The following is a 24,113-nucleotide window of genomic DNA, read 5'->3' as shown; positions in this document are numbered from 1 at the left end:
ACAATCGATAAAGCAGACTAAGTATTCAAAAGTAAATGGGGAGCTTAGCTCCCCATTTGTAGACTCTACTTAGGTTGGCGCCAGAAAATGGCGGCCAATGCAGGTAGGATAATTATGGCACCGAGCATATTTACCACAAACATGAATGTTAACAATATTCCCATGTCCATTTGGAATTTAAGTGCCGAGAAGAACCAAGTACTGACACCAATCGCCAATGTAAGGCCCGTAAAGATCACCGCACTACCCCGTTCGACCAACGCCTCATAGTAAGCCTGTTGCACTGGCATACCATTTGATAGCTTAGACGACATAGTCGAGAGGATATAAATACCGTAATCCACACCAATACCAACCCCCAGTGCAATGACAGGTAAGGTACTGACAGCTAAGCCAATATCGAGCTGAGTCATCAAGGCTTGTGCTAGTGTCGACACGACATATAACGGAATAATGACCGCCACAGTGGCTTTAAAAGATTTAAAGCTGATTAAGCAGAGTACAAACACTGCACCATAGACGTATATCATCATAGGTAACTGTGCCTCAGCCACCGCTTCGTTAGTCGCTGCCATTACCCCCACAGGACCCGACGCCAGTTTAAACTGCAACTTCTCGTTGTCCATTTTCGCGGCGACGGCTTTGACCTTAGCGACCACAGTTTCTATGGTTTCGGCCTTGTGATCTTTCATAAACAGATACACAGGCATGACAGAACAATCGCCATTTAATAAACCTGAAGTCGTGGGAATTTGGCCAATAGCCTGTACTAAGCTCGCCGTTGTACGCGGCAACACTTCCCATCTTGGATTACCTTCGTTGAAGCCTGCATTCACTTTTTTAGCGACTGACGCCAAACTCACAGTCGACTCCACCCCAGGGGTATTGCGCACTAACCACTCAAACTGATCAATTTGAGTGAGCACATCGTGGTAAGTACAGGCTTCAGGTGCTGCCTCAACAATCACAGTCATCACATCTGTGGTGATAGAGAAATGATCTGTGATGAAGAAGGTATCGAGGTTATAACGCGAATCTTGATGTAACGCTGGCGCGCCGCCCTGTAGATCACCAATCTTCATCTGATTGGCTTGTTGCAGACCCACAAAATACAACACCACAGTGGCAATAATGACTACCACAGCATATTTAGGCGTTGCAAAACGCGCCATGAAGCGCCAAATAGCCTCAGTTCGCACTTCTTCAGCGGTCGGTTCTGCGTGTTTATTGACTTTGATTTCAGTAAAAGAAATCACCAAAGGCAACAGGATAAGGTTAGTGAAAATGATCACGCCAACACCGAGCGAGGCGGAAATCGCCAGTTCGCGAATAATCCCAATATCGATAAATAACAGGGTAACAAAACCAACAGTATCAGACAGTAATGCCACACCACCCGGCACTAATAAACTACGAAATGCCGACGCCGAAGCCGCTTTTGTCGTTTGCCCGTCGAGCACTCGGCGCCGTACAGCGTTGATGATCTGCACCCCGTGGCTCACACCGATGGCGAAGACTAAAAACGGTACCAGAATCGACATAGGATCGAGACCGAAACCTATCACAGTCAATAAACCAAGCTGCCAGACCACAGCCGTTAAACTGCAGACCAGTGGCAGCATGGTCAAGATGATGGATTTAGAAAAGAGGTAAACCATGATGGCAGTGACCAAAATCGCGATCACGAAGAACAGCAATACACCCTTAGCACCATCAGCCACATCCCCCGCCATTTTGGCGAAACCTATGATGTGAATTTTAACCTTATCGGTTTCGAACTTGCCCCTAAGCTCTTTTTCTAATTGTGCAGCAAAAGCAATGGTATCAAGCGGTTTACCCGTCTGTGGATCAAAATCCATTAATTGAGCCGACACCATAGCCGCACTGTAATCATTGGCAATTAATCGGCCGACAATCCCTGCTTTTTCAATATTATCGCGAACCGTTTCTAACCCAGACACTGAAGTTGAAAAATCCGCTGGAATAACAGGCCCACCAGCAAAACCATCCTCAACGACTTCAGTAAAACGAGTGGAAGGCGAAAAAATTGATTTCACTTGCGCACGGTCAACCCCTGGAATAAAAAACAGCTGATCATGCACATTTTTTAAGGTATCAAAATAGTTAGCATTAAAAATATTACCGCTGGTATCCTCAACCGCCACCATGATGCTGTTGGCACCACCAAAATCTTTTTGGTGTTTCAGGTAGGTCTGCATATAACTGTGCTGCAGTGGAATATTTTTGATAAAAGCCGCATCCATTTTGAGTTGACTGGCCTGATAGCCAAAAAACAACGTCAAAAACACAAAAATGCCGACGACCCATGCGCGATTGCGAAACAAAAATGACTCAAATCCGTTGACCAGTTTTTCTAACATCTTCTCGGCCCTGTTATTTATTGTAGTTTTAAAATTTTATGGCTTAAGAATAAACAGCCCTTGGCTGCCGGATAACCACATATTCCCTTGATTATCCTTCGCAATAGACACTAAGTTTTCCCCTTGGCGACGAGTCACGATACTGCTACTGTCGTCCTCATTTAGCTTGATCACTATCCCCGCATTACCCACTAAATATAGCGCGTCGTCAGAAACAACCATGGCACCGTTGATTGAGGATTGCACAGGCAGTTCTATTTGATTCCATTGGCTTAAACTCACATCAGCTTTGAATATATGACCGCGAAGGCCCATCACATACACAGCATTTTTCGTTTCTACGGCGTTAAACATAGAACCATCGTAATCAAAATTGGTACGCGTAAATGTTTTACCTTGATCGCCAGAAACAGCAACTAAGCCCAGCTCGCCAACCAATAATAAACGTCCATCGGTTAAGGTTAAAATACGATTAAAGTGCGGCAATAATGAAGCGCGCGCACTCAAATAGGCCAATTGATCGCTGCCTTTTAACTCCGCCAAATAAGCCACATCTTCTTCAGCTAAAAGCTCCTCATGGAACTCCTCGCGCCACTGGGCACCGCCATCGTTGGTGCGATAAAACAAACCGTAAGCGCCAATGGCAATACCATTGTTTTCGTCTAAAAACACCACATCGAGGAAAGGCTTTTCAATCTCTGGCGAATGCATTTGTAACTGCCAAGTTTGACCGCCATCCTGAGTCTGTAAAATGGTTGCATCATGACCTACAGCCCAACCGCGTTTTTCATTGAGAAAAAAGACTTTGGTCAGCTGTGAACTCACGGGCGTTGCCACTTGATGCCAACTGCCGTCATACACCAGAGCATGGCCACGTTCACCCACAGCCACTAAACCTGCGCCTACGTTGGCAATATCTAAAATCAAAGATGAAGCAGCAAGAGGTTGAACTTGAGAAAAAATCGGATCAGAGGGCGTTGCAGATAACGTAAAAGGAAAAAAAGCGCCACCGAAACTTAATACAGCGACACACTGAAGGATGCGAAACGACATACAAACTTCCTTAACTAATGAGGGGCGCTAAGCGCCCCTTTGTACTTGGCCTATTAACGGATACCTTCACGACGCAATGCATCGGGGGTAAAGTTAGCTTCAGTCAGTTTGGCATCGAAGTTATACATGCCACTTTGGTTGTCTAAGCCCATGGCGAGATAACGACGGGATTGCAAATCATGGAAGACTTCTAAAGTATCCCACTGTGCAGGTACTTCGTAATAATTCAAGCCATGTGCAACGGCCACACGATACAACTGATCACGGTTGTCGTAGAGATCGGCGATTGACACTTGCCATGAATCTTCATCAAGGTACATATCGCGCACTTTATAAATGTGGCGCATACCATCTTTCAGCGTCGCCCTCACTTGCCATACGCGGTGTTTTTCCCAACGAACGTATTCAGGATTCACATGACCAGGTTTCAATATTTGGTCATATTTCAGCTTATCCGAATGCAGTTTGTAATCGTTGTACGGGATATAAATTTCTTTTTTGCCAACCAGTTCCCAGTTGTAACGCACAGGAGAGCCGTTAAACATATCGAAATCATCTGTCGTACGCAGACCATCTGACACTGTACCCGGTGTATCAAAAGCCACGTTCGGCGCTTTACGTACTCGACGTTGACCTGTGTTATAGGTCCAAGCTTGGCGGGGAAGCGCCTCTTGATCCATGGTTTCTTTAACCAATAAGGCTGTACCAGCTAAACGTGCAGGCTGAGTCACCACTTGCTTAAAGTAGAACAGCGTATTGCTGGCTTTAAGCTGATCTAAGGTAATTTCTGGACGAGAATATTCGAAGCGAATTTCCTCAGCCGTTTCGACTAAGCTATAGCTACCATCGGCTGTCGGTGCAGCTTGGCTACGGGAAGTTTCGATATCGATACCACGAAAACGCAAAATGTGGTTCCAAATTGCTTCTAAACCATTTGCAGGGATCGGGAATGGAATACCAATAGCCGCGCCAGAAATACCATTGCCCTGTGCAATCAGTTCAGCACGAGTCGCGTTAACTTTAGTCGCATCGTAAACGAACTGTGGTACAGAGGCGCTACGGCGAGTCTTGTACACATTCATCTTGTAGGTATCAGGATAAAGTTCGAACAACTTCATCTGACCCGGCGTTAAAAAATCTTTATATTGCGCTTTGTTAGCATTGGTAATAGTAAATTCAATCTTATCCTCAGGGAAAGGATCTGGGTGATGCATCCCTTTGGTATAACCCGCCACAGGCTGAGTGATACCACCATCCCACGCAGGAATAGAACTATCAGCATTACCTGCTTTTTCAGCACCTAAAGGGGTAAGTTCATTGCCAAGTTTTGCCGCATCAGCTTCTGATATCTTAGCCATAGCGACTGGCGCTGCGAACGCCAGCATGACTGCACTCGCCAATATCGTCAGTTTCTTCATTGTTTGAGTCCTTTTAGATCGAATACTTGATATTGAATGAAACATAATCACGATCTGCCATCGCATTCGTCGTACCGACACCGCCAAAGAAATTGTTATAGGAGATATCTGCACCCCAACGGTTTTGATAGTCGAAGTTAACGCCTAGCGCGACAGACTTACGTCCTTCCGTGAACAGGAACATAGGATCAGGTGTAATACCATCAACGTCATGGGAGAAAATCACCCGTGGAGACATATTGACCCCAGCAAATACGTTGTTGAAATCCGCCTTTCCAACTAAACGATATCCCCAAGCAAAGTCGGTTGGGAACGGGTTAGTTTCAGGACCATTGTGCAAGGCTTGAATGATGCCGGGCATATCTGGGTTGCCGCCAGAACGTGACGTACCAGGACCATTGAGACGTAGCTCATCAAAACCTGGCATATCATGGATCCACACGCCACCCACTTCGGCCAACATAGTCAAGTTATCTAAACCTAACGTTGGACCAAATAAATGGGTGAAAGTCATCTGCGCCTGAGTGGTATCAAGACGGATAAAGCCATCCACGGTTTCACCCGGCTTAACATCTTTAATCTGTGAAATACCATCGAGATCTGGACGAAGACCAGCGTTAGCTAACTGCTGTGGCATACCGGCAAACAATAATTCTACGTCATCGATTTGCAGTGGTTCATCCTGACGATGGGCAATTTCAGCCGCGACAGAGGTATCACCAACCAAGGTATTGAAACTGAAACCGTAAAGCTTGATATCTTCTGGATAAACGATTTGCGCCTTAGAGAAACTCTTCAAATTGAGCAACAATTCACGATCAATGTTACCCGAGTTTTGACCTATGGTCGCCAGATCAGACAAAAGTGCACCCGTGCTAAAATCGGCGGCTGTACCACTGATAAGAGGACGACGGCTATGGTAATTCATGAAATAAAAACCAAATTCGGTTTCACCCAGTGAAGGCGCGTAATAACCCAGCTTAATACCATATTGGCCATCATTGCTTGGCTCTGCCTCATCCTGCACTAGCGTCACTTTTGTTGGGTAAGCTAAGGCCATAGAAACCAATTGCTGTGTCGGAATAGATTGGCCGCTGGCAATCATGCCCGCTAAACGCTCGTATTCTTGCATCACAAAGTCTAAATTGATGTCAGGGTTAGCATTAAACCCAAGCTGAGCGTTTTGAGCGTAACCACCGAAACCCGCAAAATCGTTAGTCGCAAAAATAGAACCCGGTGTTGGAACCCAAATAGGTTGCCAATCATATTGATAGAATGCTTCTACCGTTAATGAATCCGTCAAACCAAGGGAAGCCCACACCATGCCTTGAGGTCTGAACGCTTCTTTTAGTTCAGCGCCTGGCGCATTAAGTATGTTCAAGTCAACGGCGTTGATTTCACTGATCCCATGGGCAATCAGTGTACTTTCACCCCATGACACCACTTGATTACCTACACGAATAGATAATGGATTAGCGCCATCGTTGAGGTCAAAGTTGCCATACACAAACGCATCGAGTAAGCGAATATCTTTACATTGAACTTCTGAAGCACGATTATCTTCGCAAGGGTCAAACTCTTTGCCCGTTATCGGATCATTAAAATCATAATTACCATCATTGAGTTTACGATCATAGAAATACATACCACGGGCGAATAAACCATAGTTTTTGTATTTCAATGACAATTCATGCAAACCTTTAACGATTTCGGACGTAGTATCGCCTTGAGAATAAAGTAAATTACTTAAGTCATTGTTACTGGAATACGATCCGGGCTGGGCCCAAATCTCAGCAGAAGTGTATTTAGTATTGCCAAATGCGCTGTAATTAGACCAATCGAATTGGGGTTGATTAACCTTACCAATTTGACCTTCCCAATCGCGCTCCCCTACACGCCAGCTCGCACCAGCAGTCCAAGTTGAGTCAAATGTGCCCTCAACCTCTCCCCAATTAAAAGATACTGCATTAACGCTTGGGATCATTAACAAACTCAATGCCGACGCCACCCCCAAAGCAAGCGCCGATTTGTTAAAACTATTTTTAACAATTTTCATTTTAGCTCTCCGTACCCTGCTGGATTCTTTGTTTTAGGAATTACAACCAACATCTTGTTAGCTCACAGGTAACATCATTGTTACAGCAATTAATCCCCTTGAGCAAGGCGCAGTTAGAGAAAATTTTCTAAAGAATTAAGCATGTAGGTACATTTGTACCGTTAACTAAAAAGGAGAGATTTAAATTAGCGAAAAGCGGAATAGGAATGAAACATAAAAACACATTAAAAAATCATATAATTCATTAACATATTTAAAAATAAAATATCACAAAGCGAGTTTAGTAATCAGCCGACCGTTTAAAGTAATTGCTCTAAGTAAAGATAAACAAATTAAGACTAAACTCGATTTAATGAAACAAATTGTCCCTTGTCATCTAAAACCAATTTGAAATAGCCTTGAATGCCATTTTCGGTTAAAAAACGCCTAAAATGACGGCCATTAATCCACAAAATCCGCCCTTGAGTTTCACGAACCTCGACTTTATCGGCAAGCCCTTGATAATAAGGTAAGAAATCTCGATAGCTGATCGATAGTTTGAAATACAGTTCCATAATATCAGGGCAGCACAGACTGCTGCCCTCCTCCTACAAACTGCTATTTTGCCAATGCTTTAGAGACTTTTTCGTACATATCCTTAGATAAGTCAGGCAAAGCCAAAAGTTGTCCTAAACAGGCTTTTATCAAGGTTTGGCGGCCTAAGTCGAATTTATGATACTGGATCAATGGCGTCACCATACGGGCCGCAACCTGCGGATTGAGCTTATTAAGGGTCATTAAGCATTCGGTTAAGAAAGCATAACCCTTACCGTCTCTACGGTGAAATTGATAAATATTACCGGCAGCAAAACTGCCCACTAAAGCACGCACTCGGTTTGGATTGCTCATACTAAAGCACTTGTGTTGCTGCAACTGACGCAAACACTCAATCACATCATCTGCATCACGGGTCGCTTGCAACATAAACCATTTATCCATCACCAATGGCGTATCCTGCCAACGTAGCTCAAATGTCGTCATCAGTTCATCACGACAAGGTAAATTCCCAACATTGGCTGCCGTCAACGCACCAAGAGAATCCGTCATATTACTGGCGTTATCGAACTGAGAAATCACTAACTCCTCTGCCTCATCCGACACCCGAGCTAACCAAGTTAAACACTGATTTTTAAGGGCTCTTGCCTGCGTACTCTCTACTGCGACTAAAGAACGATATAGCGCAATCAATTCATCTTCACTATGTGAAGCGAGCTCTATTAATACAAATTCACGTGCTAAAGCTAACGCATCTAGATCGACACTCTCTGTTTGCTCAATCAAAGCCGAAGCCGTAGGTATCGCTAATATTTCGGCGATCAATGCCGGATCAAGCTCAGTGTCTAACAACACACCTTTAAAACTATCGCGCACACGGGGATCGAGAGCCATAGCTTGTTGCTGTTGTAAACTCGCCACATTTTGCCAAATTGCTTGGCTCACTAAGGTCACAGAAGCTTCCCAACGCGCCACTTCGCTGCTAGCAAAACGCATCAAGTGAACGAGTTGATCCACATTGAATCGATATTGTAATTTGACGGGCGCGGAAAAGTTTTGCAGTAACGAAGCGACGGGTTTATGAGTGAATCCATCAAAGCTAAACACTTGTTCAGCTTGAGTAAAATCGAGGATCTCATTCACTAAAGAATGGCCCTTCGCATCTAAGAGCTCTAAGCTAAACGGAATATGCAGCGGTGATGCACAGTTCACTAGACTTTGTTTAAGGGTCAATTGATAAACGCCCGTTTGCGCATCAAAACTGTCCATCGCAGTCACAATCGGCGTACCGGCTTGGCTATACCATAAACGGAATTGGGTTAAATCCACTCCGCTGGCATCTTCCATTGCCGCCACAAAATCATCACAGGTGACAGCTTGGCCGTCGTGGCGTTTAAAATACAGTTTCATTCCCGCCTGAAACTTTTCTTCGCCGAGCAAAGTGTGCATCATGCGGATGACTTCAGCGCCCTTGTTATACACAGTCACAGTGTAGAAATTATTCATCTCAATGACAGATTCTGGACGAATAGGATGGGACATAGGGCCAGAATCTTCTGCAAATTGCTGATTCTTGATCACTTTAATTGCGTGAATTCGATTCACAGCACGAGAGCCTAAATCTGAGCTAAATTCTTGATCGCGAAAAACCGTTAAGCCTTCTTTCAAACTTAACTGGAACCAATCGCGGCACGTTACGCGGTTTCCTGTCCAATTATGGAAATACTCATGGCCTACAACCGATTCAATGCCGTGATAATCCTCGTCGGTGGCCGTTAAGGTATCTGCGAGCACATATTTAGTGTTAAAGATATTTAAGCCTTTGTTTTCCATCGCTCCCATATTGAAAAAGTCGACGGCCACTATCATGTAAATATCTAAATCATACTCAAGATCAAAACGGCTCTCATCCCATGCCATGGATTTCTTAAGTGATGCCATCGCATGGTGTGCTTTATGTAAATTACCTTTATCAACGAACACTTGCAGGATCACTTTACGGCGACTGCGAGTAATGAACTCATCTTGCAATAGATCAAAATCGCCAGCGACTAAGGCAAATAAATACGCTGGTTTTGGAAATGGATCTTGCCAGCAAACATAATGGCGTCCGCCATCTAACTCACCTTGATCAATCAAATTACCGTTACTCAGTAAAAACGGGAATGCGGCGCTATCGGCTTCGATACGAACTGTGTATTTAGCTAATACATCAGGGCGATCAAGGAAATAAGTGATACGTCGAAAGCCCTCTGCCTCGCATTGCGTGCAGTAGGCACCATCGGACATATAGAGCCCTTCAAGGCTCGAATTAGCTTCAGGATCGAGCTTAGTGATAATGTTCAGCTCAAACTCATCAAGCTCAGTTTCTAAAACTAATTGACCTGCACTAACATGGTAAGGCACAGCATCACCATTGACTGTCAGCGAAACAATAGTCAAATCTTCGCCATCCAACACTAAGGCTTGTGCATGTTTTGAAGTGCGTTTTATACGACTGATCGCCTGCACTTGGGTTTCATTGCCTGCCAAATTAAAAGCTAAATCGATAGTCTCTATCGTAAAAAGTGGCGCTTGATAATCTTTTAAGTATTTTGCTTGAGCTTGTGTCATTTCGATCCCTTTAACGCTGATCTAAATAAGAAAAAACGCGCCATAAGCGCGTTTTGATATCGGATAAATCGACTCGACTAGTGCCTACTTAGCACTAGTTTTAGCCATTTTTTGCACATCAGCCATATCTAAGGTGATATAAGCGGTTTCGTCTAAAAATGCATCTGGCAATTCAGCGTCGTCTTTAATGTCTTCCATTGATTTAACCGGTGCTAAACCATTGGCGACTCGACGCTCGTTTGTTCTGTCGAGGACTTTTTTCTCATCGGCTTCGCGGGAAGCAATACGCTCACTTTCAACCAGAGACACAGTTTTCTCTTTGTGATGCTTTTTAAAGTCGGCAATATCTTGATTGATATAGGCAAACTCTACGCTGTTTTTTATACGGTTAAGGTGCTTAGATTCAAGGCTAGTCACTAACTCAGGCGTAACATCATTAAGCGTGCCATATTGCGCCATAGGCACTTTATCCCAAGGTAAAGCATTTTTCTCTTCAGCTTCACCGTACTCGCCCGGCTCCAACGCACTTGGGTAAGCAATGTTGGGGGTCACACCTTTAATCTGTGTACTACCACCATTAATACGGTAGAACTTTTGAATCGTATACTGCACATGGCCAATTGGCTTCTCATACATGTCGTAGATACGGCCTAGGCTCTTATGCTGCTGTACTGTGCCTTTCCCAAAACTCGACTCACCGACGATCAGTGCACGGTCATAATCTTGCAATGCGGCAGCAAAAATTTCAGAGGCTGAAGCACTGTAACGGTCAACCATCACAGTCAATGGTCCTGCATAACTGGTTTTACCGTCGTTATCACGATGCGCAGACACTCGTCCATCGGCATCACGAATTTGCACTACAGGGCCCATATCGATAAAGAGTCCCGTCAGCAGCACGGCTTCCGTTAATGCACCCCCACCGTTACCTCTAAGGTCGATGACTATGCCTTCTACTTTGGCGTCGTTTAACTTCACTAGCTCTTTTTCAACGTCCTGCGACAAATTCATATAGAAACCAGGAATTTGGATCACACCGACTTTGCGATTTGCATACTCGCCGTCTTTAGGTTCAATCACCTTAGAGGTTGCCGCTCTGTCTTCAAGGCGAATTTTATCGCGAACTAAGGTAACATCGAATGGCTTCGCATTCGAACCGCCTTTCTTCGGTAAAATTTGCAGTACAACTTTACTGCCCTTAGGACCTTTAATCAGGTCGACCACGTCGTCTAAACGCCAGCCAATCACATCAACAATCTCGCCGCCTTCTTGACCGACACCGACAATCTTGTCTTCCGGCGACAGTTTTTCGCTGCCCGCAGCAGGGCCGCCAGTAATTAAACTTTTAATGACAGTGTAATCGTCTTCAAGTTGCAGTTGAGCACCAATGCCTTCAAGGCTCAAGTTCATTTCCATTTGGAAACGTTCAGCATTGCGTGGTGAAAGGTAACTTGTATGTGGCTCAATGCTACGGGAGAAGGCATTCATCACGCCTTGGAACACGTCTTCACTGTTAGTTTGAATCAACCGTTTAATAGCGTTGTTGTAACGCTTTTGGAGGATATCAACAATCTCTGGCCATTGCTTACCTGTGAGTTTTAGATTTAGTGCATCGTATTTAACACGTTGACGCCATAACTCATTAATTTCTGTCTGGTCTTTTGGCCATGCAGCCTCATCGCGGTCGTACTCATAGGCATCACCGGGCGCAGAAAAATCCATCTCTTTATCTAATAGAGATAAAGCATAGACAAAGCCTTCATAGCGGCGCTTTTGGACGATATCAAACATTTTATAGGCAGGCTCAAGTTCACCAGAACTGAGCATGTCATCGAATTGGGTAGCATAAGGTTTAAAACTATCGACATCCGCTTGGGTTAACACATTGCGGCGATAGTCCAATTGCTGTAGATAACGATCAAAAATTTGCGCAGAAAAGGCGTCATCAAGATTGAATCTATGATAGTGCGAACGAGTGTATAAGTCCGTTACCCTTTTGCTCGCAACCTTATGTTGCGCTTCCTGCTTGAGAGTGGGTAACTCGCTGATTTGAATCGTGGGTGGTACGGCCCAAGCCGAGAATCCGACAAAAACAGTGGCGATCGAGGTAGCCAAAGTGAGTTTTCGCATCAACAAGTTACTCCGTTTTAATAAATGATTACAGCAGGATATGTTCTGCTCTAACTTTAATCGTTAGGCCACTATCAAGCTGAACATGAATATCTTCCTTGTTAATGTCAGTAATCACACCGGCTACGGGTGTCATACCTAATTTAACATTGACGCGTTGTTTTTTCGTTAAATCAGTTAATTGTGCTTGAACATAATTGACGACTGGCGCTGCAGCTTTTGGTGCAGGCTTAGCAGGACGCTCAGTTTTAGGACGCTGAGGAACAGCCACCTTTTTAGGTGCTTTCTTCGCCGCGGGCTTAGGTGCAAGTGCTGCACGTTTCGCTTTGGCCTTATCCTGACTCTCTTTCAACATGGCTTGAGCATGATCAATGTGCTCTTGCTCTAACTCGCCGCAAGGTTCGCCATCCAGGTTTACGCGTTGTGCGCCTGCTTTAACGCACTTTAAATAGCGCCAACTGCTGGTGTAACGTCTCAAGGCAACTCTGAGCTGAGTTTTACTGACTTTAGAATCATCAGCCAACCTTTCAGCCAAATCTTGAAACAATCCGATTTTTAATGGCTTAGTTTCACCTTCAGCAATAAAGCACAAAGGAAATGTTTCATACAAATACGCCAAAATTGCATTGGTGTCGGTCAACTTTTCTGTTGATTCCATCATTACTTCCACAGTCAAAAAGGGACATCGATTCGAGGTGATATATATCAGCTTCTTACATGTCGTTTATCTTCGTTAAACTCAATATTGAGTCAACGTACAAATTAGCATCCTAGCCGCGTTTACTAAAGTTAAAAAATATACCTTAACAAATTTTGACAGCTCAAAACACTAAGCTTATTCATTGCATGCCAATCAAACCAGCTTAATGCGTGCAGGCGCATATTATAAGGCGCACGCCACCGATTGCGACTATGAATTATGCGTTATTGTACGCAAATTAATCAAATAGGCAGTTTTCAAAACTTTTAACCAGTAATTCCAGCCCCTTTTGGTCTTCTTCATCGAAACGATCGAAGATAGGACTGTCAATATCGAGCACGGCAACCACGTTACCTTGCGCACGAACTGGCACAACGATTTCAGAATTACTGGCAGAATCACAGGCAATATGACCATCAAATTGATGGACATCAGCCACTCGCTGAGTTTGATTAGTGAATGCTGCAGTACCACACACACCTTTTCCTAACGGAATGCGTGTACAAGCCACTTTACCTTGAAACGGGCCTAATACTAGTTGTTCGCCACGCATAACGTAGAATCCCACCCAGTTCAGCTCAGTTAAATTATCATTGAGCAAGGCTGAAAAATTCGCCATCGCCGCAACAAGGTCGTCTTCCCCTTCCAACAAGGCCAAGGCTTGACGGTTAAGTGACTCATAAAATTTCGATTTCATTACATTTCCTAACAATTTTATTCTGCTGCTTCGGTCTTTTTAGCCGCTTTTTTCGCTGCAGGCGGATTCGTTGGCGTACTATTAACCTGAACTGCGCCTTTAAGCAAGTTCGTCAGCTCATCTTTATTGTTAGCAAAATAGAATGCGAGCTTTTCGCCCACACTTTCATCTATACCCAAATCAGCTTTTTGAATGAAGGGGATAAGGTTATCGGCGATATCGAGCATCTTATCGTAGGCATCAGCCTCCTTCTTAGATGTGAATGTCATCTTTTCAACCCCTTCTCTGACCACGACAAACTGTGTTATTACTGCCATGACTGCCCTCGCACTGTTTTTATATACAGTAACTAGAGTGACATAGATTGAACTTGTGATGCAAGTGTTCTGATTAATCTGATATTATTAGCGTACTTTCGTTGCCAAGATTATAAAGCGCTAGACGTGGCTTAACAGCTAACTAGCACGACACTTTGCACCGATCTCGCTGTTATTACTCCTATTAGGCTAATATATATTTTTATATGCATGAAAACGCAGCAGAAAATTCAGTAACCCTATGCCGCTCCTGCGATTTAGCAGTCCGCAAACGTGCCTTGCCTAGCGGCGTTAGAGCAATCTGTCCTCGTTGCAGCACTGCACTTTATGACACGCCATACTGCTCTGTGAATGGTATGTTAGCCCTATGTATTTCGGCATTAGTGTTTTATTTCCCTGCCAATTTTTTACCCGTACTCGAGATCCACTTTTTCGGTAGTATTCGTACTACTACGGTTTTCCAAGGGGCATTTGCAGTATTTGACCAAGGCTATTGGGTTGTAGGTGTCGCCGTACTTGCCGCAGCTGTGATAGGTCCAGGCTTATTACTGTTATCGATATTGACACAGATTTTAATTGTAAAATGGGGGTTGAGTAGCCTTTTTTGGCGTAACTCATTGAAGCAGTTATTAAAATTTCATGGTATCTTATCGCAGCTCACTATGCTGGAAATTTATGTGATCAGCTTCTTAGTTTCATCATTTCAGCTATCTGATTTTTCGGACATTTATTTTGGTATGGGCACATTTTGCTTCACTATGCTGTTTCTCGTGACCTTGTTTCTACAAAGAGAATACGACTTAGAACATATGTGGACGTTATTGGAAGGTCATAGCTGATATGAAACAACAAGGTAAAGATATCGGCCTATGTCTCTGTAAAGTGTGTCGCCAACTCAACAGCAGTGAACTCAGGCACTGTCAGCGCTGTGAAACTGAGTTGCACGTCAGAGACTATTCCAGCCTGCAAAAAAGTTGGGCTTTGTTGATTACCGCTGCCATCTTGCTGGTGCCAGCCAACATTTACCCTATCACTATGCTGACCAACCAAGGCCAAGTACGGCACGACACGATTTTTTCGGGCATTTTGCATTTAGTGCATTCAGATATGCTGCCTATTGCAATCATAGTGTTTACCGCCAGTATTTTAGTACCATGGATTAAAATCATCGGCTTATCCATTTATCTGTGTGCGATCAGCTTTGACATTCCGATTTCAAAAAAGAAATTGATGGTGGGTTTTCACATCATCGAATGGATTGGCCGCTGGTCAATGCTCGATTTATTTGTCATCTCAATCACAGTGGCATTAGTGAACATGGGACAATTACTCGACGCGAAACCTGCGCCTGCGGCTACCGCATTTGCCTTGGTTATTCTGTTAACTCAGTTAGCCGCAAAAGTTTTAGACACTCGTTTACTCTGGGATCGATTGGAACCTCAAGATGACACAAATTGAATCGCCGAAAGTTGTAAAGAAAAAACTCTTTTCGCCCATTTGGCTGCTTCCTATTGTCGCGTTGGCATTAGGTGCTTGGCTGGGCATTAAGAGCATTAAAGAATCGGGGGTTGAAATTCAAATTCACTTTCCGAGCGCCACTGGGATTGATGTGGGTAAAACCTTAGTCAAATACCAAGGTTTGACTGTCGGTAAAGTGAAAGACATTGGCATAGATGAAGATCTCAAAGGCGTGAACGTCAAGGTCATGATGGACTACCGCGCTAAGCCATTCTTGAATAAAGAAACCCTCTTCTGGCTTGTCACACCTAAAGCAAGTATTACAGGTGTTGAAGGCTTAGATGCGCTGTTTTCGGGTAACTATATTGCCATCCAACCAGGGAAAGGTAATGCCTCGACCTTTTTTGAAGCAGAACGCCAACCGCCGCCGATGCAAATCGGCTCAGAAGGTGTGATGGTCGAATTGACCTCCGATAAACTCGGTTCGCTCGATGTTGGCTCGCCAATATTTTTCCGCCAAATCCCTGTGGGTAGCGTGGTCAGCTATCGTTTAGATGGCAATCAAAGAGTCATTATCAGCGCTTTCATTCAAGAGCAATACGCGCGATTAGTGAAGAAAAATTCTCACTTTTGGAATGTTTCTGGCATCAAAATTGATGCTTCACTAACTGGAGTTAAAGTCAGTTCAGAGAGTTTGGCGTCCATTCTGGCTGGCGGCGTGAGTTTCAGCTCTGACGATAAAGCAGACATAGCTAAAAACGGTGACGTTTTTTCGCTTTATGATTCAGAAACCACCGCCCTTGGCGGCATAGAAATAAACCTAACCATGGCTGATGCTAACGGTGTCGACAAAGGTACCCGCATCGTTTATCGCGGCATGAGCATTGGCAGTATTTTAAGTAAACAACTCACGTCCAATGGTGTTACAGCCGTGGCTAAGTTTGAACCTCAATACGGTTCACTGTTAACTAACGACGGGGTGTTTTGGCTTGAAGGTGCTGATATTTCCCTCTCAGGCATTAAGAATCCAGAACGCTTACTGACAGGTAGCGTGATCAACTTCCTGCCAGGCATAAACACCAAAAGCGCGGTACCAAGCAGCTTTGCCTTACAATCAAAGGCACCTGATTTACTGCAATCGAAGAAGCGTTTCTTGACCTTAACCTCAGCCGAAAACATGGGCATTTCAGCGGGCGCTCAAGTTCGCTTCAAGCAAATACCCATCGGTTCAGTGCTTGCGGTTAAGTTAACCAAAGATTTATCGGCAGTGGAATACCAACTAGAGCTACAACCTGAGTTTGCCAGTCTAATACGCAGCGACAGCTATTTTGTGCCTGAGTCAGCATTAACGGTAAACGCATCGTTAGACGGTGTCTCAGTCAAAGCAAGGGATTTTACAACGCTCACTCAAGGTGCCGTTAGCTTGATCCAAGGTCACAGCGACACACCTTTAGCTGCTAACAGCGCTCTGACCCTCTTTAGCTCTGTGGATGCCGCGACAGCTTTTTATGATCGTCAGCAGCAAGTGCATTTAACGTTAATCAGTCAAGATGGCGCCGATGTCAGCCAAGGCTCACCGATTTACTATAAAAAAATGCAAATTGGCACAGTTGACTCAGTGAACTGGCAAAGCAAAACCGAAGACTTCACTATCAAGCTCGCTATCGACAAACAGTTTCAACCCTTGCTGAAAAAGCCAAAAGTATTCTGGCGTAACAGCGCCGTGGATATCAGTGCCAGTCTTGCCGGTATTGATGTCGCCGTTGCCCCGCTACAAGGAGCATTAAAGGGCAGCATCAGTCTGGGACTGCTTGATAGCAATGACAAAGTGAGCAATACAATCCCGTTAAAACTCTATGAGAGCAAGCAGTTGGCATTAACTCAGGCGCAGGCAATTCGCCTCACATTACCCGCCTCCAGCAAGCTTACGGCCAAGGCAGCGATTCGTTATCAAGGTCATCAAGTGGGTGAAGTGTCGCAGGTGAAGCTCAATGCGGATCTCAATACACTCACAGCTAGCGCATATCTCTACGGGGAATATGCCGAACATTTCAGCCGCAGTGACTGTGAATATCATTTAGTGGATGCACAAATTTCTCTGGCGGGGATCAAAGCGCCAGAAACGCTGATCACAGGTCCTTACATAGGAGTCTTACCGGGTAAGGGCAGTCAAAAAGCGACCCAGTTTGTTGCCAACCTCGCTGCCAGCAGCTATGCCAATGTTGCCGAAGATGCGCTGAAATTCATTCTAGAAGATACTAGCCTAGGCTCAATGAAAGTCGGCACACCTATCTTCTTCAGAGGGATTAAAGTCGGTCAAATCGACGGTTATAGCCTATCGACACAGGGGAATAGTGTATTGATGCAGGCCCATATCGAGGCACAGTACAGTCACTTAGTGAATCAAAGCAGTCAGTTCTGGGATGCCTCAGGGATTAAAGTCGATGTAGGCCTCTTCTCTGGTGCCCAAATCGAAGCGGGCTCGCTGGAAACCTTACTCGCTGGCGGCATCAATGTGGCGACTAAGGACACGACTCAAGAGGGTAATCATTTAGCGACTGGCACAGTATTAAGATTACAACACAAAGCCGAAAACGAATGGCAGCAATGGGCACCAGCCCAGTAATTTTTTTCATCAAAATACTTACACCAACGCACTAATATTAAAGCTCTTATAAATAAATCAGGCGCATAATGCGCCTGATTTATTTTTAGCTTCTCTCGCAATGTTATTGGGACATTCTAGATCGCTCAATACTCTAGCCCCCTTATCCATAAAACCAATAACAAACAGCAATCGCGGCGCTGATCCCAGCAAAGTCCGCAGTTAAACCGCAAGCCAAGGCGTGGCGTCCATGGCGAATACCCACAGAACCAAAATACACAGCGAGAACATAGAAAGTGGTTTCAGTGCTACCCTGAAAAATCGCCGCTAATCGACCCGCAAAGGAATCTACTCCGTGGTGATCCATTGTCTCAAGCATCATGGCTCTGGCGCCTGAGCCACTAAAAGGTTTCATCAGCGCGGTCGGCATAGCATCGACAAAACGCGTATCAAAACCTAATATCCGCACACCAGTGGCAATCAAGTGCAACAGATAATCCAAGGCGCCGGATGCACGCAGTAAACCAATCGCTAATAGCATGGCGAGCAAATAAGGGATCAATTGGATGGATTGGGCAAAACCCGCCTTCGCCCCATCAATAAACTCATCATAAACCGCCACCTTGCGAATGCCCGCAACAATCACGAAGGTAAATACCAATAACAGCAAAATACCATTGCCCATTGCCGTCGACACAGTGCCAATGGCCTCAGCACTTAAGGTCATCAGATAAAAACCACTCGCCACTAATCCTGAGAGCATCAAGGCGCCATAACCGAGCACCACTGAGTTTAATAATGAAATTCGCTGCACTAACGCCACAACCAGCAAGCCCGCCAATGTCGATGCCGAAGTAGCCAGTAAAATCGGCAAGAAAATATCCGCAGGCGCAGCGGCACCTTGCTGGGCACGGTAAAGGAATACCGTCACAGGCACTAAGGTCACAGAGGAAGTATTGAGTACTAAAAATAAGATTTGCGCATTCGTCGCCACGGTTTTTAGCGGATTTAAACTCTGCAAATCATGCATCGCCTTTAAACCAAGTGGTGTGGCAGCATTATCTAACCCAAAGATATTCGCTGTTAAATTCATCGTGATACTGCCAAAGGCCGGATGCCCCTTGGGCACTTCAGGCATCAAACGGCGCAGTAATGGCTCAAACACAAAGGCAATAGCGCCGACAACGCCAGCCTTTTCTCCTACCTGCATCAATCCCATCCACAGAGAAAGCACGCCAATCAGCCCAAGGGAAATTTCAGCGGCAAGCTTAGCGCTAGCAAATAATGCGACGACCGAAGCCGATAGGACTTCTATGTGCCCATTGAACAGTTGCACCGCTATTGCCAGCAATGCCGTGATAAAAAAAGCCAACCACACACGATTCAGCACGCTAATCCCCTTATTTTTATTTGTTTTTATTCTATTAGCTCATGGCTACTGAGTGCTAGCTTTATGGCGACTCATTCTGATATCGCTGAAATCGTCAAAGTATAAACATTAAATCACAATAGCAGCCTTGGCTGCTCGGGAGAAAATCTCAGACCCAATAAGGGATTATGATATACTCGCGCCAGTTGATACACAGTCTATTTTCCTATGGTTCAATGAAATCAATGGTCCAATTAAATCAAAATTTTATCGATACAATCACCCAAGAGCTCCCCGCCCATTTATCCATGGACGAGTTTATTGCCGCCTGCGACAGGCCGCTTAGACGTTCAATTCGGGTCAATACCTTAAAAATCAGCAGTGACGACTTTAAGACCTTGATGCAACCTAAGGGCTGGACGTTCGATCCTATTCCTTGGTGTGAAGACGGATTTTGGATCAGTTACGAAGAAGAACAACTCGGCAATGCCTTAGAGCACATTCAGGGCCTATTCTACATTCAAGAAGCCAGCTCTATGTTGCCGCCGACCGCACTTTTTACACCGAATGCACATTGGCAGTGCGTACTCGATCTCGCCTCCGCACCCGGTTCAAAAACCACTCAAATGGCCGCATTGATGCGAAACCAAGGCTTATTGGTGGCTAATGAGTATTCGGCGAGCCGCGTGAAAGTATTGCACGCCAATGTGCTGCGCATGGGCGCGAGCCACTGCGCCCTCACTCATTTCGATGGCCGTGTATTTGGCGAATACCTGTACGAAAGTTTTGATGCCGTGCTTATCGATGCGCCCTGTGGCGGTGAAGGCACAGTGCGTAAAGACACCGATGCTCTAAAACACTGGAGCCTAGACGATGTGCTGGCGATTAGCGAAACCCAAAAAGCCTTAATCGAATCGGCGTTTCTCGCCCTGAAACCCGGTGGCAGTTTGGTCTACTCAACCTGCACCTTAAACCGCCTCGAAAACCAAGGCGTGTGCGAGTATTTAAAGCAAGTCTACGGCGATGCGGTGCAGTTTGAATCCTTAAGCGATTTATTTGATGGTGCAGATCGAGCTACAACGCCCGAAGGCTTCTTACATGTCTGGCCACAGATTTACGACAGTGAAGGTTTCTTTGTCGCTAAATTGACAAAAACCGCCTCAGTGCCGCGTTTACAACCAGAGCCTACACTACAGAAAAATTTTCCCTTCACGCCCGCATCAGCGAAACAAGCCCAAGGGATCAAAGACTATTTTCAGCAGGATTTAGGCATCAGCTTACCGGACGAACTCATCATGGTTCGCGATGATGAATTCTGGCTATTTCCGCATGAATTCAACGCTTTTATCGGCCGTATGCGCTTTCAGCGTATTGGTATTAAACTCGCCGATAACAGTAAACACGGCTTTAAAGTCCGCCATGAAGCGATTATTGCATTAGCAGGAAAACAACTCAGCCCAACCGCAAAAACGGTCGATGTGAGCGATGTTGAAGCGAAAGAGTATTTGATGGGGCGAGATATTGCCCTAAACACCGCAGTGAAAGCTCAAGGTGAAGTGATCGTCTGTTATGGCGGTGCACCATTAGGCATGGCGAAACATTTAGGCAATAAGTTAAAAAACAACCTACCCAGAGACTTAGTGAAAGATAAAGTGTTACTACTACCAGAACAGGCGAAATCGTTATAATTTCGCTGTTTTTTAGCGATAAATAACCTAAAAAAGGGGGAAAGTGAGCGCGACTATAAGACAAAAGCTCGACTACACTCAGTCTATTGTAAAGCGCACTGCATGGCGCTTTCACCTGTAGCGCACGGCTCTTCAATGAGCCATTCCCCTAGGCCCAAGCAGCTTTAATCGTTTTGGGCCTTTTTTTATGCCTGTACGCTAACAATCACACAATCGCATAAAGTGATTCAAAGCACTTGCAGCTAACGGCCAACTAAACGCGCTGCATCTTTGAATAAATTAAAGAAGTTATTGCTGGTGTATTCAGCAAGATCTTCGTAACGCTCACCTCTAAGCTCTGCCACAAACTCAGCCACATCACGCACATAGGCAGGCTGATTTTCTTGTCCACGGTGTGGGATCGGCGCCAAATAAGGCGAGTCCGTTTCAACTAGCAGACGATCCTGAGGCACTTTGCGAATAACGGTTCGCAGATCACCCGCATTTTTAAAAGTGACTATGCCAGAAACCGAAATATAAAAGCCGAGATCAATCGCCGCTTTCGCCATCTCCCAGTTCTCGGTAAAGCAATGCAGCACGCCGCCAACGTTATCCGCGTTACCCTGCTTAAGCATAGTGATCGTGTCTTCACGTGCATCACGGGTATGGACAATTAGAGGTTTATTCACTTCTACCGCAAGGGCAATCTGCTGCTCAAAACATTGTTGTTGCAGCAGTTTAGTTTCGTCGGCATAAAAATAATCTAACCCCGTTTCACCAATCGCGACCACTTTAGGATCGGTGGCAAAGCGACGAATTTGCTCAACATCGAGGCCTTCTTTAACGTCTAATGGATGCACACCCGATGACAAAAATACCTGTTCGAAGGCTGCAACTTTATCTCGCATCGATTCAAATCCCTGCTGGCGTACATTCACGCACAACATATAGTCCACGCCACGAGCTTTAGCATTAGCAAGAATCTGTTCTAAGGTTTGTTGATCAGGCGCCGCTTTGAGGCGATCGAGATGGCAGTGTGAATCAATAAGCACAAGGATTTCCAAGCAGAGTAACAAAGGACGACAAGGATACCCAGCCAAGAGATCGAGGTCAAATTCAACAGAAGTAAATAGCCAGTTTAGGCAGTGAACAAACGTTTAAACCAGATCAATAATGCAGGCTAAGCTACATAGTGCAGGTTAGATCGCCGGAGGCGAGTTCGCGGGACAGTAACTTTTCGATATGGTGTTTATGGCTATCTGGCTCAGAAATAATTTTAATGCCAATCCCCACAGGGCGGCCACCCGACGCTCCTAAGGGATTAATCCACACCACAACACCACGAAATTCATTAGTGAGGGTTGCGCCGGGTAAACGATACGCAATCGTCAGCGGTTGGCCAAGATAATGACTTTCACTGGTCGCAATAAATAATCCTGCCGGCTTAATAAAAGGCATATAGGCACGATATAACTGATGTAAAGTATCAAAATTAACGACGAGATCTACCATGGCATATTACTTATTTGTTATCTCTCTATATTCTAAGACATAACTTTGACACAGGGCCAGATAATTGACGCTCGGCATTGTGCTTAAGCTATGACACATTCCCATGATCTTAGCCGCCAAATTCCCGAGCTGCGCATGAACAAACGCATCTTGATGGCTATTTTTCAGTAAAACCTGTCGTATAAGTAGGTACAAAACCTTAAGAACATCAATTATTTGTTGTTCACTTATTATTAACAAACTAGCACACAGATGACCAGACGACAAACTTTGTGCCCAATCTTTGCGAAATTGTAGCAAGGATTGATACCGACTCTGTTGGCTACCCTCAGACTGCAAACTCTCAGCCAACTTTAACGGCCCCCCCACCACACTCAAACACCAAGTCACATCCTCTTGAATACCACATCGCTGGGCAAGCCAGTTTTTGATGACCTCTCGACTCGGAACGACAAAGGGAATGCGTTGACAACGACTGCTAACCGTCGCCATCAAACGTGCAGGCGTATCCGACTGCAAAATCAGTAAGGTGTCTTTACCTGGCTCCTCAAGGGTTTTAAGGAGTGCGTTCGCGGCTGCGGAGTTAAGACGCTCGCTGTGGTGGATAATCGCTACACGCCTGCCACTTTGCTGTGCGGTGGCTGTCAGACGCGTACACAGCTCACGAATTTGATCGACTTTAATTTGATTGCCATCGGCGGCGATATGATAAAAATCAGGATGATTGCCCGCATCATAGAGCTGACAAGACTTACAAAAACCGCACGCTCCCACAGGCGTTGGCTGCAAACACATAGCCGCGCGCGCCATAAACACACTCAGCAACTCACCACCATAGGCTGAATCAATGCCCACGAGTTGTGCGTGAGGTATTTTTTGACGCGCTAATTGCGCTAAAAATGCCTGTCTTGGCCCTTCGAGCCAAGGTAATTGCTCAGCCGTAAATCCGGACTCGGCTACCATACCATCGCCTGAAGCACGGCTAAGATATCTTTGTGCACTTCAGCCATAGTTTGGCTCGCGTCTATAACCACGATACTGTCATCTTCGCTGGCAAGTTTGAGATATGTAGCGCGTGCTCGCTCAAAGAAATCAATCGCTTGTTGCTCAATTCTATCAAGCTCACCACGTTTAGCTGCACGGGTAAGCCCAAGCTTAGGATCTAAATCTAAGTACAAAGTAAGATCGGGTTTAAATCCCTTTAGTGTTGCAGTGCTCACCGCTTCCACTAACGGCATTAAACCTCTGCCACCACCTTGATAAGCTAATGACGATAGATTATGTCTATCACCCAATACCCATTGCCCTTGCGCAAGCGCGGGCTTTATGACATTAGCAACCAACTGAGCTCTGGCAGCATAAATGAGTAAACACTCGGCCTCATCACACAGGGGATCGTTCGCATCGGCAATCTTAACTAAATCACGGATACGTTCAGCCAATGGTGTACCGCCCGGTTCGCGGGTGCAAATCGGTGCTTTACCCGTATGTTTTTCAATAAAGTCGCGAATAAGGTTAATCGCACTCGACTTACCTGCGCCTTCTAAACCTTCAATAACGATAAATTTTGCAAAAACTGACATTGGATTTTCTTTCTCTGCAT

General features: G+C 45.1%; 19 protein-coding genes. 4 read left to right on the top strand and 15 right to left on the bottom strand.

Annotation, left to right across the window (positions count from 1 at the left end; all coding sequences use genetic code 11):
• Window positions 1–65: 65 nt before the first annotated feature.
• From HQQ92_RS08455 to HQQ92_RS08410, 10 genes are all read right to left on the bottom strand, one after another.
• Entirely contained in the window at window positions 66–2,381 is a 2,316-nt protein-coding gene (locus HQQ92_RS08455; protein WP_028759768.1) for an RND family transporter, read from the bottom strand.
• A gap of 36 nt (window positions 2,382–2,417) precedes the next feature.
• Window positions 2,418–3,434 (bottom strand): YCF48-related protein, encoded by a 1,017-nt coding sequence (locus HQQ92_RS08450; protein WP_173244565.1) that lies wholly within the window; start codon window positions 3,432–3,434, stop codon window positions 2,418–2,420.
• A 53-nt stretch (window positions 3,435–3,487) separates the two neighbouring features.
• Window positions 3,488–4,852, bottom strand: a complete 1,365-nt coding sequence (locus HQQ92_RS08445) for a DUF1329 domain-containing protein (protein ID WP_173244561.1) — start codon at window positions 4,850–4,852, stop codon at window positions 3,488–3,490.
• A gap of 13 nt (window positions 4,853–4,865) precedes the next feature.
• Window positions 4,866–6,908, bottom strand: coding sequence for a DUF1302 domain-containing protein (locus HQQ92_RS08440; RefSeq protein WP_105252651.1), 2,043 nt, complete (start codon window positions 6,906–6,908; stop codon window positions 4,866–4,868).
• Between the two features lie 338 nt (window positions 6,909–7,246).
• On the bottom strand, window positions 7,247–7,462 hold the full coding sequence (locus HQQ92_RS08435) for a DUF2835 domain-containing protein (protein WP_028759764.1): 216 nt from the start codon (window positions 7,460–7,462) through the stop codon (window positions 7,247–7,249).
• A 43-nt stretch (window positions 7,463–7,505) separates the two neighbouring features.
• Window positions 7,506–10,055, bottom strand: a complete 2,550-nt coding sequence (pepN, locus tag HQQ92_RS08430; protein WP_173244559.1) for an aminopeptidase N — start codon at window positions 10,053–10,055, stop codon at window positions 7,506–7,508.
• 84 nt (window positions 10,056–10,139) lie between these two features.
• Complete coding sequence (gene prc / locus HQQ92_RS08425) at window positions 10,140–12,185, bottom strand: carboxy terminal-processing peptidase (protein WP_173244557.1); 2,046 nt, start codon at window positions 12,183–12,185, stop codon at window positions 10,140–10,142.
• Window positions 12,186–12,213: 28 nt separating this feature from the next.
• Window positions 12,214–12,843, bottom strand: a complete 630-nt coding sequence (gene proQ / locus HQQ92_RS08420) for an RNA chaperone ProQ (protein ID WP_028759761.1) — start codon at window positions 12,841–12,843, stop codon at window positions 12,214–12,216.
• Between the two features lie 280 nt (window positions 12,844–13,123).
• Window positions 13,124–13,582 carry a GAF domain-containing protein gene (locus HQQ92_RS08415; RefSeq protein WP_028759760.1) on the bottom strand — a complete coding sequence of 153 codons (459 nt, stop codon included), beginning with the start codon at window positions 13,580–13,582 and terminating at the stop codon, window positions 13,124–13,126.
• 17 nt (window positions 13,583–13,599) lie between these two features.
• Window positions 13,600–13,899: a YebG family protein gene (locus HQQ92_RS08410; protein WP_105252655.1), complete on the bottom strand. Its 300-nt coding sequence runs from the start codon at window positions 13,897–13,899 to the stop codon at window positions 13,600–13,602.
• A 206-nt stretch (window positions 13,900–14,105) separates the two neighbouring features.
• On the opposite strand from HQQ92_RS08410, the gene HQQ92_RS08405 reads away from it, so the two are divergent.
• Genes HQQ92_RS08405 through HQQ92_RS08395 form a run of 3 tightly spaced genes read left to right on the top strand, consistent with a single transcriptional unit; the run spans window position 14,106 to window position 17,983 of the window.
• Window positions 14,106–14,738, top strand: coding sequence for a paraquat-inducible protein A (locus HQQ92_RS08405; RefSeq protein WP_173244555.1), 633 nt, complete (start codon window positions 14,106–14,108; stop codon window positions 14,736–14,738).
• A gap of 1 nt (window position 14,739) precedes the next feature.
• Complete coding sequence (locus HQQ92_RS08400; RefSeq protein WP_173244551.1) at window positions 14,740–15,357, top strand: paraquat-inducible protein A; 618 nt, start codon at window positions 14,740–14,742, stop codon at window positions 15,355–15,357.
• Window positions 15,344–17,983, top strand: coding sequence for a PqiB family protein (locus HQQ92_RS08395; RefSeq protein WP_173244548.1), 2,640 nt, complete (start codon window positions 15,344–15,346; stop codon window positions 17,981–17,983). Before HQQ92_RS08400 ends, HQQ92_RS08395 begins: the two co-directional genes overlap by 14 nt.
• A 142-nt stretch (window positions 17,984–18,125) precedes the next feature.
• On the opposite strand, the gene HQQ92_RS08390 is transcribed toward HQQ92_RS08395, so the two are convergent.
• Complete coding sequence (locus HQQ92_RS08390; RefSeq protein WP_173244546.1) at window positions 18,126–19,352, bottom strand: nucleoside recognition domain-containing protein; 1,227 nt, start codon at window positions 19,350–19,352, stop codon at window positions 18,126–18,128.
• Between the two features lie 224 nt (window positions 19,353–19,576).
• Here HQQ92_RS08390 and rsmF point away from each other — a divergent pair, with 224 nt between their 5' ends.
• On the top strand, window positions 19,577–21,019 hold the full coding sequence (gene rsmF, locus HQQ92_RS08385; protein WP_217272618.1) for a 16S rRNA (cytosine(1407)-C(5))-methyltransferase RsmF: 1,443 nt from the start codon (window positions 19,577–19,579) through the stop codon (window positions 21,017–21,019).
• Window positions 21,020–21,261: 242 nt separating this feature from the next.
• Here the strand turns inward: rsmF and HQQ92_RS08380 are convergent, their stop codons facing one another.
• From HQQ92_RS08380 to tmk, 4 genes are all read right to left on the bottom strand, one after another.
• Window positions 21,262–22,050, bottom strand: a complete 789-nt coding sequence (locus HQQ92_RS08380; protein ID WP_173244540.1) for a TatD family hydrolase — start codon at window positions 22,048–22,050, stop codon at window positions 21,262–21,264.
• 133 nt (window positions 22,051–22,183) lie between these two features.
• On the bottom strand, window positions 22,184–22,510 hold the full coding sequence (locus HQQ92_RS08375; protein WP_028759752.1) for a PilZ domain-containing protein: 327 nt from the start codon (window positions 22,508–22,510) through the stop codon (window positions 22,184–22,186).
• 6 nt (window positions 22,511–22,516) lie between these two features.
• Window positions 22,517–23,473: a DNA polymerase III subunit delta' gene (gene holB / locus HQQ92_RS08370; protein ID WP_173244537.1), complete on the bottom strand. Its 957-nt coding sequence runs from the start codon at window positions 23,471–23,473 to the stop codon at window positions 22,517–22,519.
• Entirely contained in the window at window positions 23,467–24,093 is a 627-nt protein-coding gene (gene tmk / locus HQQ92_RS08365) for a dTMP kinase (RefSeq protein WP_028759750.1), read from the bottom strand. Before tmk ends, holB begins: the two co-directional genes overlap by 7 nt.
• Window positions 24,094–24,113 lie beyond the last annotated feature (20 nt).

Origin of the sequence: Shewanella sp. DC2-4 (genome assembly GCF_013248875.1) — a bacterium.
Classification (GTDB): domain Bacteria; phylum Pseudomonadota; class Gammaproteobacteria; order Enterobacterales; family Shewanellaceae; genus Shewanella; species Shewanella oncorhynchi.
Note: the sequence above shows the minus strand (reverse complement) of the source record. Positions and strands in the feature narration are given on the sequence as shown.

Coding starts and splice junctions, on each gene's coding strand:
- prc (WP_173244557.1), bottom strand. CDS start 12,185: ATGCGAAAACTCACTTTGGCTACCTCGATCGCCACTGTTTTTGTCGGA.
- HQQ92_RS08375 (WP_028759752.1), bottom strand. CDS start 22,510: ATGGTAGATCTCGTCGTTAATTTTGATACTTTACATCAGTTATATCGT.
- pepN (WP_173244559.1), bottom strand. CDS start 10,055: ATGACACAAGCTCAAGCAAAATACTTAAAAGATTATCAAGCGCCACTT.
- proQ (WP_028759761.1), bottom strand. CDS start 12,843: ATGGAATCAACAGAAAAGTTGACCGACACCAATGCAATTTTGGCGTAT.
- HQQ92_RS08435 (WP_028759764.1), bottom strand. CDS start 7,462: ATGGAACTGTATTTCAAACTATCGATCAGCTATCGAGATTTCTTACCT.
- HQQ92_RS08405 (WP_173244555.1), top strand. CDS start 14,106: ATGCATGAAAACGCAGCAGAAAATTCAGTAACCCTATGCCGCTCCTGC.
- HQQ92_RS08395 (WP_173244548.1), top strand. CDS start 15,344: ATGACACAAATTGAATCGCCGAAAGTTGTAAAGAAAAAACTCTTTTCG.
- HQQ92_RS08410 (WP_105252655.1), bottom strand. CDS start 13,899: ATGGCAGTAATAACACAGTTTGTCGTGGTCAGAGAAGGGGTTGAAAAG.
- HQQ92_RS08445 (WP_173244561.1), bottom strand. CDS start 4,852: ATGAAGAAACTGACGATATTGGCGAGTGCAGTCATGCTGGCGTTCGCA.
- HQQ92_RS08440 (WP_105252651.1), bottom strand. CDS start 6,908: ATGAAAATTGTTAAAAATAGTTTTAACAAATCGGCGCTTGCTTTGGGG.
- tmk (WP_028759750.1), bottom strand. CDS start 24,093: ATGTCAGTTTTTGCAAAATTTATCGTTATTGAAGGTTTAGAAGGCGCA.
- HQQ92_RS08455 (WP_028759768.1), bottom strand. CDS start 2,381: ATGTTAGAAAAACTGGTCAACGGATTTGAGTCATTTTTGTTTCGCAAT.
- HQQ92_RS08400 (WP_173244551.1), top strand. CDS start 14,740: ATGAAACAACAAGGTAAAGATATCGGCCTATGTCTCTGTAAAGTGTGT.
- rsmF (WP_217272618.1), top strand. CDS start 19,577: ATGGTCCAATTAAATCAAAATTTTATCGATACAATCACCCAAGAGCTC.
- HQQ92_RS08450 (WP_173244565.1), bottom strand. CDS start 3,434: ATGTCGTTTCGCATCCTTCAGTGTGTCGCTGTATTAAGTTTCGGTGGC.
- holB (WP_173244537.1), bottom strand. CDS start 23,473: ATGGTAGCCGAGTCCGGATTTACGGCTGAGCAATTACCTTGGCTCGAA.
- HQQ92_RS08415 (WP_028759760.1), bottom strand. CDS start 13,582: ATGAAATCGAAATTTTATGAGTCACTTAACCGTCAAGCCTTGGCCTTG.